This window comes from Pseudomonas sp. LBUM1640, from assembly GCF_059716225.1.
In genome coordinates, this window is record NZ_CP166816.1 from 2,980,039 (window position 1) to 2,996,050 (window position 16,012).

The following is a 16,012-nucleotide window of genomic DNA, read 5'->3' on the forward strand; positions in this document are numbered from 1 at the left end:
AGCACGACATCACTGCGTACGAGCTTGAGGGTGGAGTCCGTGAGTGTGAACCTGACATTCGTAAGCCTGTACGGCGCAGAGAAACCGCAGTTTCCCTGCATGCGATGCACGGCTGGATGATCCATAAGCTTATTTGAAGGACACGCTCACGCGTCGGCCAATACGCCGGCGAGTGGCATTGGGTCGATCGCACGCATATATGATGGCGCCCAAACCTTGGGTGTGCAGATGATGCGAAAGTCCTATTCCAGCGAGTTCAAAGTCAACGCCGCAAGCATGGTGCTTGATCAAAACCTGCCTGTTCCCGAAATTTGCGCGAGTTTGGATATCGGCCCTACGGCTTTGCGCCGCTGGGTCGAGCAGGTGCGTAAAGAGCGCGCCGGATCCGCAATGGCTGGCACAAAGGCGATCACTACCGACCAGAAGAACATTCAGGAACTTAAGGCCCTGCTCAGGCAGAAAGATCGGGATATCGAAATTCTAAAAAAGGCCAGTGTTCTCCTGCTTTTGGACGCCAAAGATCATTCCCTCTGATCAGCGAATGGTCTCGCCCGTAGTTTTGGTTTGTCGGGGCTTTTTTAGAGAGCAGCCCTGCAAGTGGAATTTTTTCACAGGCTCATCGTCGGCCAGCCAAAGATCGTGAAAAAAGCCCAAAAAATTCTGAAAACCTATGAAAACCGCTGCCTGCGGCTACGCTCAAGCACCTGCACCGCCTAACCGTTCCTCAGCTAAGTCTTTGCTTATTCAAGAGAATCCCGGACAATCGCGCGCTTGTTATGGTCGGGGCGCTGCCTGTCAGGTTTTTCTGACTCGTCCCGGCTATGGAAATGCGGAGATCCGACCGGATGAATGATCAGGCCAATAGCGTCGACGAACGCTATGCAACGACACCTGCAACCCTCACAAGCTGGAGCCGCCAGGACACCACCTGGATGCTGGGCCTGTTCGGCACCGCCATCGGCGCCGGCACTTTGTTTTTGCCAATCAACGCGGGGCTCGGGGGCTTCTGGCCACTGGTGATCCTGGCGCTGCTGGCATTTCCGATGACGTTCTTTGCCCACCGTGGCCTGACCCGTTTCGTACTGTCCGGTCGCGAAGGCTCCGACATCACCGATGTGGTCGAAGAACATTTCGGCCTCAAGGCCGGCGCACTGATCACCTTGCTGTACTTCTTCGCGATCTTCCCGATCCTGCTGATCTACAGCGTGGCACTGACCAACACCGTCAGCAGCTTCATGGAACACCAACTGCACATCATGCCGCCGCCACGCGCGATCCTGGCGTTTGTGCTGATCCTCGGCCTGCTGGCCGTGGTGCGCTGCGGTGAGCAGGTGATCGTCAAGGCCATGAGCCTGATGGTGTATCCGTTTATCGTCGCGTTGCTGTTCCTGGCTGTGTACCTGATCCCGCACTGGACCGGCGGCATTCTCAGCACCGCCAGTGAAGTCCCGGCGCCGTCGGCGTTGCTCAACACGCTGTGGCTGGCGATTCCGGTCATGGTGTTCTCGTTCAACCATTCGCCGATCATCTCGGCTTTTGCAGTGGACCAGAAGCGCCAGTACGGCGCGCACGCCGATGAGCGCAGTTCGCAGATCCTCTGCCGCGCGCACCTGTTGATGGTGGTGATGGTGCTGTTCTTCGTGTTCAGCTGCGTGTTGACCCTGACGCCGGCGCAATTGGCCGAGGCGAAAGCGCAGAACCTGTCGATCCTGTCGTACCTGGCCAACCACTTTGACAACCCGACCATCGCCTTCGCCGCGCCGTTGATTGCGTTCGTGGCGATTGCCAAGTCGTTCCTGGGCCACTACATCGGCGCCAGTGAAGGCCTCAAAGGCCTGGTGCTCAAGACTGGCCGCCGCCCGGCAGCCAAGTCCCTGGACCGTATGACCGCCGCGTTCATGCTGGTGGTGTGCTGGATCGTCGCCACGCTGAACCCGAGCATCCTCGGCATGATCGAGACCCTGGGTGGCCCGATCATCGCGTCGATCCTGTTCCTGATGCCGATGTATGCGATCCGCAAGGTGCCGGCCATGGCCAAGTACCGTGGGCAGGCGTCCAACGTGTTTGTCACCGCCGTCGGTTTGGTCGCGATTACCGCGTTGATCTACTCGCTGCTCTCCTGACCGCAGGCGGCACACACCCAAGCCGATTCGCGCATTGCGCGAATCGGTTTTTTTTGTGTGCGCCAGGCATGGCGCGTTGCGCGAAGCGCAACCAGCTTGGCTGTGGTGGCCTCGCTGGTGACTTGGAGGTGAAAGTCCTCTACACACCCGGCAAGGGGAAGTGTTAGCCAGAGGCAAGGGTGTCGCGGGTGACTGCGAATCTGAAGGAAGCCCGAGGCAAAATGCTGGCCTGACGAACAGGAAGCGGATAGAGGCGGCGTAGCGGGGTAAGACGGCATAAATCGTTAAAGCCCAATACTTGCACGGAACGCTACGACGTATATCCGACAGGCATAAGCAGGAAGGTCGCGCGAATTACCCTGGGAGATCTGTAGGTTTGCCACTGTGCTACCGGCGTCGAGAGGCGACGGGATGAGCCTGCAGAAGTCAGCCGAGGCCGTAGTAAGTGGCGGAAAAAAAACCACGCCACCAAGGGCCGAACAGGTTATGCCGCCAGTAGGCGTCAGAGTCTCGTCGAATGTCGATAAAGCAGAAATCTCTCAACACGAGAGCTGTAACCCCAAGTCCCGGACGGAATCCGGGGTTTGCGGCTGGCAGTGCGCAGACATCGGCGGCGTCTGTGACGTGGACGAACGCGGAGCCGGACACGCTGATGGCGCGGGTGCTTGCACCCGCCAACCTCAAGCGTGCGTATCAACGCGTGGTCAGCAACAAGGGCGCACCGGGTGCCGATGGCATGACGGTCGACCAGTTGGCGGGCTATGTGAAACAGTATTGGCCGATCCTCAAGGCTCGGTTGCTGGTCGGCGAGTATCACCCGCAAGGTGTACGCGCTGTCGAAATCCCCAAACCCAAGGGTGGAACACGCCAATTGGGCATTCCCAATGTCGTGGATCGCCTGATCCAGCAGGCGCTGCTGCAACAGCTCTCGCCGATCTTCGACCCTCTGTTCTCGGACTACAGCTACGGTTTTCGTCCGGGCAGAAGCGCCCATCAAGCCATCGAAACAGCCCGTGACCATGTTGCAGCGGGTTACCGCTGGTGCGTGGAACTTGATCTTGAGAAGTTCTTTGATCGAGTGAATCACGACGTGTTGATGGCCAAAGTTGAGCGTCATGTCGAAGACAAACGCGTACTCAGACTGATCCGCCGTTACCTTGAAGCGGGAGTTATGTCGGGCGGGATCGCCAGCCGACGGCAGGAAGGGACGCCGCAAGGCGGCCCGCTCTCGCCGTTGCTGTCGAACATCCTGCTCAACGAACTCGACCGGGAGTTGGAGCGGCGGGGCCATCGCTTCGTTCGTTATGCCGACGATGCGAACATTTATGTACGTAGTCTCCGTGCAGGCGAACGAGTGCTGGCCGGAGTTGAGCGTTTCCTGAATCAGCGTCTGAAACTGACGCTGAATCGGGAAAAGAGCCACGTGGCACGGCCATGGGTTTGCGATTACCTGGGTTACGGGATGAGCTGGCATCAACAGCCGAGGCTAAGAGTGGCAACGATGAGCCTGGGCCGCTTGCGTGATCGACTCAGAGTTCTTCTGCGCGGAGCGCGGGGTTGCAAGATGGTCAGGACTATCGAGCGAATAAACCCTGTTTTGCGCGGTTGGGCGGGCTACTTCAAGCTGAGTCAGGGCAAAAAGGCCCTCGAAAAGTTGGACGGCTGGGTGCGGCATAAACTTCGGTGTGTCTTGTGGCGCCAATGGAAACGGCCCTCCACGAGGGCGCGTAACCTAATACGCTTGGGGCTCACTGAAGATCGCGCCTGTAAATCTGCCTTTAACGGTCGAGGCCCATGGTGGAACTCGGGAGCGTCACACATGAATCAGGCGTTGCCGAAGAAACTGTGGGACAGACTCGGGCTGGTCTCAATACTGGACACGATAAACCGGCTTAACCGCATAACCTGAACCGCCGTATACGGAACCGTACGTACGGTGGTGTGAGAGGACGGCGGATGTGAATCCGCCTCCTACTCTATGCTTGGAAACCCTGTCCTGGCTCAACCACAGCAAGGCAATGAGGGCTAAGCTGACGCAGGTTTTATTCGCCAGGATGGGCTGCTTGAAGACTCAAAACGTTGTTGCGCCGTCCAGTCGTACCCAGGACATACTCGCGGGGTTATCCATTGCCGGTTTGCTGCTGCCGGAGGCCGTGGCCTATTCCAGCATCGCCGCGCTGCCGCCCCAGGCCGGGGTGATTGCGCTGTTTGCCGGGCTGGTGTGCTACGGCCTGTTCGGCACCAGCCGCTTTGCGATTGTCTCGGCGACGTCGTCTTCGGCAGCGGTACTGGCTGCCGCCACCGCCAGCCTGGCGGGCGGTGACCCGGCGCTGAGGCTTGCCCTGGCGTTCGGGCTGGTGCTGATTACCGGCGTGCTGTTCCTGCTGGCCGGGTTGTTCAAGCTCGGCGGTGTAACCTCGTTTATCGCTAAGCCGGTGTTGCGCGGGTTTGCCTTCGGCCTGGCGCTGACCATCATCCTTAAACAACTGGCCAGCGTGGTCGGTGTGCATCTGAGTGACAACAACCTGATCCGCTTCCTGCCGCAACTACTGGAGCAGCTACCCCAGTGGAACTGGTCGGCGGCATGGGTCGCGGCAACCGCGTTGATGGTGTTGTGGTTGTGCGCGCGTATTCCACGCCTGCCGGGCGGCCTTCTGGTCGTGGTCCTGGGCATCGTTGCCGGGCAGTACCTGGATTTGCAGGCCCACGGTGTGGCGCTGATCGGTCTGATCGACCTGCGTCTGGAATTGGGGCATTTACCGCTCCTGCCATTCGCGGACTGGCTGCGCCTGGGCGAGCTGGCGTTTGCCTTGGTCATGATCCTGTATGCGGAGTCCTACGGTTCCATCAGCTCGTTCGCGCTTAAACACGGCGACCGTGTGTCATCCAACCGCGACTTGCTCGCGCTGGGTGCGGCTAACCTGATATCCGGGCTGTTTCACGGCATGCCGGCCGGTGCCGGTTATTCGGCGACCTCGGCCAATGAAGCCGCTGGGGCCGGTTCACGCCTGGCCGGAATCGTTGCCGCGCTGGTGGTGCTGGTGATCGTGCTGACGGTGCTGCCCTATGTCGCACTGACGCCGGAGCCGGTGCTCGCGGCCATCGTCATCTACGCGTTGGGCCGTGGTTTGAGCCTGCAGCCTCTGGGGCGCTACTTTGTATGGCGTCGCGACCGTTTGCTGGTGATCTGTGCCGTGGCGGCAGTGCTGGTGCTGGGTGTGCTGGATGGCTTGCTGGTGGCGGTGGCCATCAGTGTGGTGCTGATGTTGCGCCAGATGTCATCGGCCGATATCCAAGTGCTTGGGCGCCTGGCTGACAGTCATGACTTTGTTGATCGTCAGCACCATGCCGATGCTGTGCAAGTGCCGGGCCTGTTGATAGTGCGGCCCAGCGAGGCGCTGTTTTTCGCGAATGCCGAACGCATTCTTGGTGCGGCGTTGCGTTTGATGCGTCAGTCGCAGGTAGAGGCGGTGGTGCTCAGCCTGGAAGAGTCTCCCGACCTGGACGGCACCAGTATCGAGGCGCTTGCAGCGTTTTTTGCGCAAGTGCACGGGGAGGGCAAGCGCCTGGTGTTGGCGCGTGTGCGGCATGGGGCGATGGAGGTGCTGCAAGCCTTGCCGGAAGCGGTTGCGCCACAGGTCCTGCTCAGTGGCTTGAGCGTTGATGGTGCGGTGCAGCTTGCTCTGGGAGGTAAATCCTGAGCGTGCAAAGCGTGACGCGTAGCGTCACGGGCGGCATTCCACGCTGAGCGTGGGAACCATCAATCCCAGGCATAAAAAAACGCCGCGCATCTTGCGATACGCGGCGCTGATTTTGTAGCTACATCAACACACCCTTAGGCTTGAAGCACCGGGATGTTTGCGCTTGCTGCGATTTTGCGGAACTCGGCGATCTGGTCGAAGTTCAGGTAGCGATAGACTTCACCGGACATGGTGTCCAGCTTGGCCGCGTAGCCCATGTACTCTTCGACGGTCGGCAGGCGACCCAGGGTAGAGGAGACTGCCGCCAGCTCAGCTGAAGCCAGGTAAACGTTGGCGCCATCACCCAGACGGTTCGGGAAGTTACGGGTCGAGGTCGACACAACGGTCGAGTTCGGCTCTACACGTGCCTGGTTACCCATGCACAGCGAGCAGCCCGGCATTTCCATGCGCGCGCCAGCCTTGCCGTAGATGCCGTAGTAGCCTTCTTCGGTCAGTTGGTGAGCGTCCATCTTGGTCGGCGGCGACAGCCACAGACGGGTTGGCAGCTGACCCTTGACCTGTTCCAGCAACTTGCCGGCAGCGCGGAAGTGACCGATGTTGGTCATGCACGAACCGATGAACACTTCGTCGATCTTCTCGCCGGCAACGCTGGACAACAGACGGGCGTCGTCCGGGTCGTTCGGTGCGCAGAGGATCGGCTCGTTGATTTCGGCCAGGTCGATTTCGATGATTTCGGCGTATTCCGCGTCGGCATCGGCTTCCATCAACTCCGGGTTGGCAACCCAGGCTTCCATCGCTTGGGCGCGACGTTCCAGGGTACGTGCATCGCCGTAGCCTTCGCCGATCATCCAGCGCAGCAGGGTGATGTTGGAGTTCAGGTACTCGGTGACGGAGTCTTTGGACAGCTTGATGGTGCAACCGGCAGCCGAACGTTCAGCCGAGGCGTCGGACAGCTCGAAAGCTTGCTCCAGCGTCAGGTCGTTCAGGCCTTCGATTTCCAGGATGCGGCCGGAGAAGGCGTTCTTCTTGCCTTTCTTCTCTACGGTCAGCAGGCCAGCCTGGATCGCGTAGTAAGGAATGGCATGAACCAGGTCACGCAGGGTGATGCCAGGTTGCATTTTGCCTTTGAAGCGCACCAGGATCGATTCCGGCATGTCCAGTGGCATTACGCCGGTGGCTGCAGCGAACGCGACCAGGCCAGAGCCGGCCGGGAACGAGATGCCCATCGGGAAACGGGTGTGGGAGTCACCACCGGTGCCGACGGTGTCCGGCAGCAGCATGCGGTTCAGCCAGCTGTGGATGATGCCGTCGCCTGGACGCAGCGATACACCGCCACGGGTCATGATGAAGTCAGGCAGGGTATGGTGGGTGGTCACGTCGATCGGCTTAGGGTACGCCGCGGTGTGGCAGAAGGACTGCATCACCAGATCGGTCGAGAAGCCCAGGCACGCCAGGTCTTTGAGTTCATCACGGGTCATTGGACCGGTGGTGTCCTGGGAACCCACGGTGGTCATCTTCGGCTCGCAGTAGGTGCCAGGACGAACGCCTTTGCCTTCTGCCAGGCCGCATGCGCGACCGACCATTTTCTGAGCCAGGGTGAAGCCCTTGTCGCTTTCAGCCGGCGCTTCCGGCAGTTTGAACAGGGTCGAAGGCGGCAGGCCGAGTTCGGTGCGAGCCTTCTCGGTCAGGCCACGGCCGATGATCAACGGGATACGGCCACCGGCACGCACTTCGTCCAACAGCACCGGGGTCTTCATTTCGAAGGTGGTCAGGACTTCATCAGTGCCGTGTTTGCAGACTTTGCCAGCATGCGGGTACAGGTCGATCACGTCGCCCATGTTCATGTTGGTAACGTCGAACTCGATGGGCAGTGCGCCGGCATCTTCCATGGTGTTGTAGAAGATGGGAGCGATCTTGCTGCCGAAGCAGAAGCCGCCAGCGCGCTTGTTCGGCACGTAAGGAACGTCGTCGCCGAAGAACCACAGTACCGAGTTGGTTGCCGATTTACGCGACGAACCGGTGCCGACCACGTCACCGACGTAGGCGATCGGGAAGCCTTGGCCGCGCATCTCTTCGATCTGCTTCATCGGGCCGGTCTTGCCTTGCTCGTCCGGCACGATGCCTTCGCGAGCCATTTTCAGCATGGCCAGGGCATGCAGCGGGATGTCCGGACGGGACCAGGCATCCGGCGCAGGAGACAGGTCGTCGGTGTTGGTTTCGCCGGTGACCTTGAACACGCGCAGGCTGATCTTGTCGGCCAGGGTTGGGCGGTTCTTGAACCACTCGCCGTCGGCCCAGGACTGGATCACGGCTTTAGCGTGTTCGTTGCCGTTCTTGGCTTTTTCCGCGACGTCGTGGAACGCATCGAACATCAGCAGGGTGTGCTTGAGTTGGGCGGCAGCGACGGGGGCCAGTTCGGCGTCGTCCAGCAGCTCGACCAGGGTCACGATGTTGTAGCCGCCTTGCATGGTGCCGAGCAGTTCAACAGCGCGTTTCTTGTCGATCAGGGGGGAAGTGGCTTCGCCCTTGGCCAGGGCAGACAGGAAACCGGCCTTGACGTAGGCAGCTTCGTCAACGCCTGGTGGAATGCGGTTGGTGATCAGGTCAACGAGGAATTCTTCTTCGCCAGCCGGGGGGTTTTTCAGCAGCTCAACCAGGCCTGCGGTTTGTTCGGCGTTAAGCGGCTGGGGAACGATACCCAGTGCTGCGCGCTCTTCGATATGTTTGCGGTAGGCTTCAAGCACAGTTATTACCCTCATCAGTGGTCCCACGGGACGCTCATCCAGAAATGAACGGCACGCATGCGCTCGGGGGCTTTTTGGGCCGCAAAGCCAGCGCTGCCGGCATTCCTCACAGAAGCTGCTTTCAAAGTTTTACGCCTGCAGAACGGAGCTGATGAGGGTTGGCGCTGGCTGTTACCTACCGGGTAATAACCATCGCCAACACCGTTCTGAAGGAACGACTGTGCTCGTGACGCTTTGAAAACAGCTTCCAGCGGATTATTGGCGCCTTACAAGGCCGGATGATTCTACGGCAAAAAAAATCTAAAGGTAAGTTGCCTAACCAAGTTTGCTGGGTGATCAACCTTAGACAAAGGGCTAACATGGCGCACTGTTTCGCTGATTTGTGTGTCGCTGCCCATGTCCAACCAAACCATCAAGACCCCCTGCGTCGGCCTGTGCTCCACGGTTTACGGCGATCTGGTGTGCCGGGGCTGCAAGCGTTTCCACCACGAGGTGATCCAGTGGAACGGCTATAACGAAGAAGAAAAACGCGCGGTGTGGCTGCGGCTTGAGCAGCTGTTGGTGCAGGTGATGGCCGGTAAACTGGAGGTTTTCGACCCCAAGATGCTGCGTGGGCAGTTGGAGCAGCGCAAGATCCGCTTCGTGCCGCACCAGTCCGAGTACTGCTGGGCCTACCAGTTGATTGCCCGAGGGGCGCGGGTGATTTCCAACCTGGAGGCTTACGGGATGGTGCTGATGCCGGAGTTTCGCGATTGGGCGTTGCCGGAACTGCGCGATGCTATTGATCGTGAGTTTTTTATCCTGTCGGAGGCGCATTACCAGCGCTATATCGCCCCGGGTTTCTTGCGGGATGCATTTGCTGACTGACAATACAAATCAAAAATGTGGGAGCGGGCTTGCTCGCGAATGCGGTCTGTCAGTTGATACAGATGTTGACTGACCCACCGTATTCGCGAGCAAGCCCGCTCCCACATTTGATCTTATGGTCTGAAAGAGCGGTGTCAGGCTTTAGTGGCCAACTCTTCCAGATGATCCATCAGCTCCTGCGGCTTGAGCACCAGCACATCGCTTTCCACCGCATCCAGCACCACTTCCGCCGTATTGCCGATCAACGCCCCGGAAATACCGGTGCGCGCCACCGTGCCGATAATTGTCACCGCCGCCTGCCACTTATGCGCCGCATGGGGGATCAACACGTCTGCCGGGCCTTCCTCGATATGCAGGTGTGCGTCATCCACGTCGAATTCGGCCTGGAATGCCTTGCACTGCTCGCGATAGCGCGCTTCGATGGTTTCCTTGAGCTGAAACGTCGGGTCTGCCGCCGACAACATCGGCGACGGATGAGCGCTGATCACGTGCAGTTGCGCCTTGGCCAGGCTCGCTATTTGGAACCCGTGGTCAATGATGGTGTTGTGCAGTGCCTGGTGTTCACTGTCGTTGTTGCCCACATCAATCGCCGCCAGCACCACCTTGTCGGCCCACGGCGTGGCCGTTTTTACCAGCAGCACCGGGGTAGGGCAGTAGCGCAACAGTTTCCAGTCGGCCGGGGTCAACAAGGCCTTTTTCAACGGGCTGTCGGCGAAGTGCTGCTTGATCACCAGCCCGCAGCCCTCGGCCTGCTGCACGTCGATGATGGTTTCATGCAGGCTGTCATTCCATGCCTGTTCGGTGGTCACGCTGTAACCGTCCTCCTGCAAACCGGATTTGAGCAGGCTCAGCAGCGCCGAGTGTTCATGTTTCTTGTCGCAGACCAGCAAATGCAGGTGCGCGCCGGTGACCCCGGCGATCAGCTTGGCGCGCTTGAGGGCCAGGCTTTCCGAATGCTCGGGCTCGATAACCACCAGGATGCTGCGGATAGCTTGCATGGACGGATCTCCAGAGACGGAAAAAAGGGCGCTTCGAACAACTATAGTTGCTGCCCGCCAGACGTCATGTTGATGCACATCAAAGCCGGTGGCTGGTGGTCTGCGGCGGTGTCGGTATAATCGGCGCCCTTTTGTGATCCTTTTGCCCGTGAGCCCGATGAACCTGCCCGAAATCCACGAATTCCTCGGCTGCCGCACCCCCGACGCCTGGGTCCAGGCTGCTTTGGCTGATCAGGAAACCCTGCTGATCGACCACAAGAACTGCGAGAAAAAGGCGGCAATACAACTACGAAATGTGAGAAATCTCGATGCTGCCTGAAGTCCATGAATTCCTAGGATGCCGGACCCCTGATGCCTGGGTTGAGGCGGCTCTGCGCGAGCAAGACGTAATGCTGATTGATCACAAAAACTGTGAATTCAAAGCCGCTAGCACTGCGCTTAGCATGATTGCCAAGTACGGTGCGTATTCTGATTTGGTCATCATGATGTCCCGGCTCGCTCGTGAAGAACTTGTGCATCATGAGCAGGTTTTGCGGTTGATGAAGAAGCGTAAAATCGAATGGCGACCGTTATCGGCTAGTCGTTATGCATCGGGACTACGTGCGGTGGTAAGAAGCCATGAACCGGTGAAGCTGGTTGATACGTTGGTGGTGGGTGCGATCATCGAGGCGCGTAGCTGTGAGCGGTTTGAAGCGCTCGTGCCGCATTTGGACGAAGAGTTGGGGCGGTTCTATTACGGGTTGCTGAAAAGCGAGGCACGGCATTTTCAGGGCTATCTGAAGCTTGCATACCAGTACGGTGACGCTGCCGATGTAGACAGAGTCATCGAGAAGGTTAGAGATGTAGAGCAAAACTTGATCCAATCTGCGGATACTGAGTTTCGCTTCCATAGCGGGGTTCCTACCATCTAGTGCCGTGGTTCGGGCACTGGCTCGTCCTCTGAAACAGTTGCTAACGCGTGAGATATTGCGGGTAGTGGACAGTGTGTGTCTTTGAGCGGTAGCGTATGGCTATCACTGCTGAGTTCGGAGCCAAAAGCCGAAGCCCAGTTGACTTCATTTTGAAGATCAAGGATGAGCGTTCATGTCAGGCTTTGCTCACTGCCCCTATCGACAGTCGTCCCTTCTACAGCAAGCCCTTGCACCAAATAAAATGCGTATTGCATTTTTGTTGGGGGCTGGCTGCCCAATGTCTATTCGCGTTGATGCTGGTAATGGAAACACCGCTCCCCTGATTCCCGACATTGCAGGTTTGACCTCGTTGGTAGCAACCACCCTTACGGCTGATGCGGAGCTTAGCGCTGATTACACAGCACTAATTGGACGTTTCGGTGTTGGGGCATCCCCGAATATTGAAGAGATTCTCAGCCATTTGCGAGCGCTCATTGATGTTGTTAGGGACGGTGATATCAATGGATTGACCAAGCCGAAGCTACAGGCCTTGGATAAGCGAATCTGCGAACTTACCGCAGGTGTGGTGGGCGTCCCACTTCCAGGTGAAGGAACGCCCTATCACAAGCTTGCTGCATGGATGAGTGGTATTGCTAGGGCGCATGCTGTTGAGGTTTTTACCCCAAACTATGACTTGCTAATGGAGCAGGCATTAGAGTCGCATAAAGTTCCGTATTTCGATGGTTTTGTAGGCGCGCGTGAAGCATTTTTCGATCTTTCTTCAATGGAAACAGATATCTTGCCTGCGCGTTGGGCTCGGGTGTGGAAGTTACATGGGTCGATAAATTGGTGGCGCACACCTGAAAATGACGTTATTCGCAAGAATAATGGTGATGGTGCGGATCGCCAGATGATCTATCCGTCACATTTGAAATATGACCAGAGTCGTCGTCTTCCTTACTTGGCAATGCTTGATCGATTACGGGACTTCCTGGGGCGAGGACAGGCGATATTAGTTTGTTGTGGATACTCGTTCGCGGACCAGCATCTCAATGAGGTGATCATGAATGGCTTACGTAGTAACCCTACAGCCATGTGCTTCGGTTTACTTTATGGGGCCCGTAGTCAATATTCTGAAGCAATCCTGTGCGCGACGCGGCAACCTAACCTAAGTATTCTTGCCGAAGATGGCGCGGTCCTGGGAACGTTGAACCGGAACTGGAATGCCACGTCACAGGATAGCCATTCATTACATGGCGTAGCTGTCAGCAGCGTAACTGAAAACGACATAGAGCAATGCAAGTTCGGGTTAGGTGATTTCAAAAAGCTAGGGCAGTTTCTCGCCCATCAACTCAATCAGAGTTCCGATGTGGGCACCAATCATGAAGCGTGATCCTACCTTCATAGGTATTGTCCAAGATGTATTTGGGTCTTCAGTAACAGTTGAACTGAATGATGATACAGCCACAGGGCTAGGTTTTGTCGGTGGTGAAGGGTATCGAATTGGTCAAGTCGGTAGTTTTGTGCGGATTCCTTTGGGGTTTGTTGACCTCTACGGCGTCGTTTCTCAAGTAGGTGCAGGAGCAGCACCCGATTCAGGCGATGATAAGCGGGCTTACGGAAACCGTTGGATCAAGGTTCAGATGGTTGGTGAGGGACAGCGTGGTGGTCGATTTGAACGTGGTATCTCACAACATCCAACAGTTGATGACCGTGTCCACGTGGTAACTCACGCAGACTTGGCAGCCATCTACGGGGCTGTCGATCCGCAAGACTACGTTCCGATAGGACACCTTGCTAGTGCAGAAGCAATTCCGGCTTTAGTGAATATCAATCGCCTGATAACTAGGCATAGTGCAGTGGTGGGCACAACAGGGTCTGGCAAATCAACAACAGTCGCCGGGCTATTAAATGCGCTTTCAGACCCGTCGAGATATCCTGCTGCACGAATTTTAGTCTTGGATATACATGGGGAATACGCGAAAGCGCTTTCAAATAGGTCTACCGTTTTTAGGGTCTCTGCTGATTCAGCACAAAATGAGACAGCGTTGAATATCCCGTTTTGGGCATTGAGTTTTGATGAGCTAGTACCGTTCGCATTTGGGCGGTTAAATGATGCCCAAGCTTCTGCTGTAACAGACGCAATCGTCGAGCTGAAGCGTGAAGCATTGTTGAATTATCCTCGTACTGGAGTAGAACTTGAGGATGTTACAGCCGACACTCCGGTCCCGTTCTGCATTCATAAATTATGGTTTGAACTTCATCGCCGTGAACACCACACGCTTATTCCCAGGCCGGGCGCGGCGGCAGGGGAGGTCGAGCATGCATACGTTCTAGACAATACTGGGCACCCGCAGGAGTTGGGTGACGCGATGAGCGTGCGTCCGCCGCTCTACAGAACTGTTAAAACTACAGGGGCCGCTGATGAACGTGTCCAACTAGGCTCGGGAACAATTGGGATACGTGCCCAACTTGCTTCTTTAGCATCCAAGCTGCGTGATCCCAGATTGGCATTTTTGTTTCGGCCCGGTGATTGGGCTCCCGCACTAGATGGTCATGTGGTCAAGGACGTCGATGAATTATTGCGCGACTGGATCGGCTCTGATCGACCGGTTTCAATTCTTGACCTATCGGGAATTCCGTCGAACATTCTAAGTGATCTGATTGGCGCAATGCTTAGGGTATTATATGACGCAATCTTTTGGGCTCGAAACTTACCGGAAGGTGGGCGAGAACGTCCACTATTGCTCGTGCTGGAAGAGGCCCATGCGTACCTATCACGCGAAAATGAAGGTTCTGCTTCAGCAGTTGTAAGGCGCATTGCAAAAGAGGGTCGAAAGTATGGCGTCGGTATGATGCTAGTTAGCCAGCGTCCAGCAGAGATCGATACGACTATTCTCTCTCAATGTGGAACGTTGTTCGCGCTCCGACTGGCGAATGATAGTGATCGTGGACATATAGCCAGTGCCGCAGCGGATAACCTGAAAGGCTTGTTCGAGATGTTGCCCGTGCTACGTACGGGGGAAGCAATTGTGGTCGGTGAAGCTGTAAGCCTGCCAATCCGAGCATTGATTACGCCGCCACCGATTGGGCAGAGACCCGACAGCGTCGACCCGAAGGTAGTAGTTAGGCAAGTTAATGATCAGGGCAGTCAGCTTTTTGAAGGGCCTGGAGGTTGGGCCCAAGAAGTGGGCGTATCTGATTACTCTATACTAGTGAAACAGTGGCGAAAACAGTCTTCTCGTTACGAACATGAGCCAGCAATTGTAGTGGCTCCCCAAGGGAATGAAGGAGTGGAACCTACAGATGATTGATTTTTTTGAAAGTCCAGAGTCATCAACGATAGCAAGAGTTGGTTTTGATGATGAATCACTGATCCTAATTATCGAGTTCAAAACAACGGGGACGTATCATTATTTTGATGTGCCCCAGCATGTTTTTGAAGCGATGCGGGCTGCACCATCCAGAGGCCAATTTCTTGCTCAGAATGTGAAAAAACAATTTCGCTATTCACGAGCCTGATTAGATCAATCTGTACAAGCCTTTGCTGTGGCAAGGTGCTTGTACAGTGCTTGGTCATAATGTTCATGGATTTTAATGCGAGCTCGGTGTACCGCGTTTGATCCGGTATACGGTCGCAATCCCTACGTCCGCGAGTTTGGCGATGTCATCAGCCGACATTGTTGGATGTTTAGCCATCAATGACTGTACCTTTGCCCACTTCTCTACGTTCTTGCCTTTCCCTGTAGGCGTCCAGTTCGGGTCTGCAAGGCGTTTGTTTTCCAATCCTTGCTTGATCCGTTCAACACGTTTTTCTTGATCAAGACGCGCCATCGTCGCCATTAGGTCTAACAGCATACTGTTGATGACTTCCATTATCTGGCCGGTAATTCCCTTGTCTTCAATTACCATGTGGCTTGTAGGCAGATCTGCAATGACGAGACGTAGACCTTTTGCTTTGATCTTGGCTTTCAGTGTTTCCCAATCCGTTTGGGATAGGCGGCTTAAACGGTCAACACTTTCACAGACAATGCATTCACCGGATTGTGCTGCATCCAGCAATCGCATCAACTGTGGACGATCTAGCGTAGTACCACTGATGTGTTCGGAGTAGATGCCAGCAATGGTGAGGCCCTTCTCGCTTGCGAATGATTCAAGGCTTGCCTTGGCACGTAGTGCGTCTTGGTCTTTAGTGCTGGCTCTGAGATATAGGTGTGACTTCAATTTTGATTATCCTTTGGTCGTTGTTTTGATAGATAAATGATAATTCTATCATATAGCTATCTGCAATAGGTTTTTGGTAGTGTCAAGCGTGAGGTAATCGGACTACCAGATAAGTAGACCTATTTGATAGTCGGCCTTGGGTTATCGGAGTCCTCGTTGCTGCTGGTATTTTCATAACGGCTGGTATCGAGTCGAAATGGAATAATACGTAGGAAGCTATCTTTCAGTGGTCTTTCTATCTGCATTCACCCTGAGCTGCACTGGATGACATACGGTGCCGATTGGGCTGCATATTTCTACTGGAAAGAGTCCGTCTGGCTCTTGGGGTGCCGCATCGGTTGACGAGCCCTTGGGAATAAGGCCGATGAATATTCTGCAAAACCGATTCACAGGCCCTGTGCGAGCCATCAATTTGCAATCACTTCATCCAGTTGATAGGTTTATGAAGGTATTTCGCTCTGGTCT

12 protein-coding genes and 1 pseudogene are annotated in these 16,012 nt (G+C 56.2%); 10 read left to right on the top strand and 3 right to left on the bottom strand.

The features are described from left to right. Positions 1-228: 228 nt before the first annotated feature. The 4 genes and pseudogenes from ACA065_RS13405 (at position 229) to ACA065_RS13420 (ending at position 5,824) form a co-directional block, all read left to right on the top strand. Entirely contained in the window at positions 229-534 is a 306-nt protein-coding gene (locus ACA065_RS13405; RefSeq protein ID WP_497694924.1) for a transposase, read from the top strand. Positions 535-845: 311 nt separating this feature from the next. Then, complete coding sequence (locus tag ACA065_RS13410; protein WP_497694925.1) at positions 846-2,123, top strand: serine/threonine transporter; 1,278 nt, start codon at positions 846-848, stop codon at positions 2,121-2,123. 486 nt (positions 2,124-2,609) lie between these two features. Then, positions 2,610-4,032: pseudogene (gene ltrA, locus ACA065_RS13415) on the top strand (group II intron reverse transcriptase/maturase). Between the two features lie 154 nt (positions 4,033-4,186). Beyond that, positions 4,187-5,824: a SulP family inorganic anion transporter gene (locus ACA065_RS13420; protein WP_497694926.1), complete on the top strand. Its 1,638-nt coding sequence runs from the start codon at positions 4,187-4,189 to the stop codon at positions 5,822-5,824. Between the two features lie 134 nt (positions 5,825-5,958). On the opposite strand, the gene acnB is transcribed toward ACA065_RS13420, so the two are convergent. Continuing rightward, the gene (acnB, locus tag ACA065_RS13425) at positions 5,959-8,568 is read right to left on the bottom strand and encodes a bifunctional aconitate hydratase 2/2-methylisocitrate dehydratase (protein WP_497695345.1); all 2,610 of its coding nucleotides are present in this window, start codon (positions 8,566-8,568) and stop codon (positions 5,959-5,961) included. A gap of 396 nt (positions 8,569-8,964) precedes the next feature. On the opposite strand from acnB, the gene ACA065_RS13430 reads away from it, so the two are divergent. After that, a complete protein-coding gene (locus ACA065_RS13430) occupies positions 8,965-9,435 on the top strand; it encodes a DUF1289 domain-containing protein (RefSeq protein WP_159956050.1) in 471 nt (156 codons plus the stop codon). 134 nt (positions 9,436-9,569) lie between these two features. Here the strand turns inward: ACA065_RS13430 and uspL are convergent, their stop codons facing one another. After that, positions 9,570-10,433, bottom strand: coding sequence for a universal stress protein UspL (gene uspL, locus ACA065_RS13435; RefSeq protein WP_497694927.1), 864 nt, complete (start codon positions 10,431-10,433; stop codon positions 9,570-9,572). 157 nt (positions 10,434-10,590) lie between these two features. On the opposite strand from uspL, the gene miaE reads away from it, so the two are divergent. The 5 genes from miaE to ACA065_RS13460 all read left to right on the top strand — a co-directional run bounded on the left by miaE (position 10,591) and on the right by ACA065_RS13460 (position 14,845). Then, the gene (miaE, locus tag ACA065_RS13440; protein ID WP_409834831.1) at positions 10,591-10,752 is read left to right on the top strand and encodes a tRNA isopentenyl-2-thiomethyl-A-37 hydroxylase MiaE; all 162 of its coding nucleotides are present in this window, start codon (positions 10,591-10,593) and stop codon (positions 10,750-10,752) included. Then, the gene (locus ACA065_RS13445; protein WP_048399780.1) at positions 10,742-11,344 is read left to right on the top strand and encodes a MiaE family protein; all 603 of its coding nucleotides are present in this window, start codon (positions 10,742-10,744) and stop codon (positions 11,342-11,344) included. The genes miaE and ACA065_RS13445 overlap by 11 nt, the downstream gene beginning before the upstream one ends. A gap of 172 nt (positions 11,345-11,516) precedes the next feature. Then, entirely contained in the window at positions 11,517-12,716 is a 1,200-nt protein-coding gene (locus ACA065_RS13450; protein WP_048399778.1) for an SIR2 family protein, read from the top strand. Continuing rightward, positions 12,706-14,637: an ATP-binding protein gene (locus ACA065_RS13455; RefSeq protein WP_233896091.1), complete on the top strand. Its 1,932-nt coding sequence runs from the start codon at positions 12,706-12,708 to the stop codon at positions 14,635-14,637. Before ACA065_RS13450 ends, ACA065_RS13455 begins: the two co-directional genes overlap by 11 nt. Then, entirely contained in the window at positions 14,630-14,845 is a 216-nt protein-coding gene (locus ACA065_RS13460) for a KTSC domain-containing protein (RefSeq protein ID WP_048399774.1), read from the top strand. Before ACA065_RS13455 ends, ACA065_RS13460 begins: the two co-directional genes overlap by 8 nt. A gap of 72 nt (positions 14,846-14,917) precedes the next feature. Here the strand turns inward: ACA065_RS13460 and ACA065_RS13465 are convergent, their stop codons facing one another. After that, positions 14,918-15,547 carry a recombinase family protein gene (locus ACA065_RS13465; protein WP_048399773.1) on the bottom strand — a complete coding sequence of 210 codons (630 nt, stop codon included), beginning with the start codon at positions 15,545-15,547 and terminating at the stop codon, positions 14,918-14,920. Between the last annotated feature and the right edge of the window lie 465 nt (positions 15,548-16,012).